A 1,025-nucleotide genomic window follows, 5' to 3' on the forward strand; every position below is an offset into this window, starting at 1 on the left:
GGCTTCGTTTGGTTTCTCTCGCAAGGACGTTCGAAATCCCCATCAACTTCGGAGTCTGTCATCGCATCTTCTTGGCTTTGGTTTCGACGTGTAGTTTCTTTTTCAGGTGCGGTGCTTTTCCTCGTTGGAGCGGTTTGGTTTCCAATCTATGGAAATCCATTTCGCGCAGGAGAACACTTAACCTTCTTGGAAGGAATAGTGGCTATCCTCTTTTTTCTCGCGCTGGCCGCGCTTTGCGTTTGGGTCGGCATCTTCGGTCAAGGGGTAAGCCCCCGAGACTGGCGCGATGATGTTGCACTTCATCATGAGAATAGGCGGAGATACCATTGGCGTTGGTAAATCGACGCCCAATCCTTTATCCGAGCCTCAGGTCTTCATGAGCCTGCCTCGCGCTATCGGCTACCTCGGCATCACACTCCTGCTAGCGCTTGCCACATTCGGCATCTTTGTCGCTTTCACAAAGCATGACTGGTATGGCGTTTTCGTCATGGTCGGGTTCTTGGGAATTCTTGCGTTTTTTTGGCACGCACTACGAGCCGCCGCTAAGCGCGAACAAGACCCCGCACTTAGGGCTGCGAGTGGCCTTGGGTGGTACGGTGAATCTCTTTCCGCCCTTTTTCGCGGGCCGGTGCTACATACGTTTGAGGGTCTGACCGTCGTCTGCGGCAGTGTGATCTCGCTACTCTACGCAGTCCTTGCATGGTTTTCGCCGTCGATGGTGGCGTTGAATCCTGCGCGCGCATCCATCAACACCACGTTGTTCTGTTTGTGGCCAATTTTGTTGTTTGTTGTCTATGTCAGATTCTGCGGCCCACACTTTCGGCAAAGCCTGTACACGTCATTGGTCATGCTCTGCGCCGTTGGCGTCCCGTTCTATATCGCATACAAATGAACAACGGAACGATCCGCTCCCGCCAACCGTCAAAATGGTGAACTCTGTTGCCATCGGCTGAGTTTCACGTCGACTGTCCGCATCTCAAGAGGCTGAAGGTCCGTTCAGGGTCGAATCCGGCGGTAGCCTGAAG

The 1,025-nt window shown here is 53.6% G+C and carries 1 protein-coding gene; it reads left to right on the forward strand.

All coding sequences use genetic code 11. The features are described from left to right. Positions 1–289 precede the first annotated feature (289 nt). Positions 290–892 (forward strand): hypothetical protein, encoded by a 603-nt coding sequence (locus PROAA_RS13595; RefSeq protein WP_222102276.1) that lies wholly within the window; start codon positions 290–292, stop codon positions 890–892. Positions 893–1,025 lie beyond the last annotated feature (133 nt).

The sequence above is a fragment of the Candidatus Propionivibrio aalborgensis genome, assembly GCF_900089945.1.
Taxonomy (GTDB): domain Bacteria; phylum Pseudomonadota; class Gammaproteobacteria; order Burkholderiales; family Rhodocyclaceae; genus Propionivibrio; species Propionivibrio aalborgensis.

Excerpts from the sequence above, each read along its gene's own strand:
- PROAA_RS13595 (WP_222102276.1), top strand. The coding sequence starts at position 290 with ATGTTGCACTTCATCATGAGAATAGGCGGAGATACCATTGGCGTTGGT.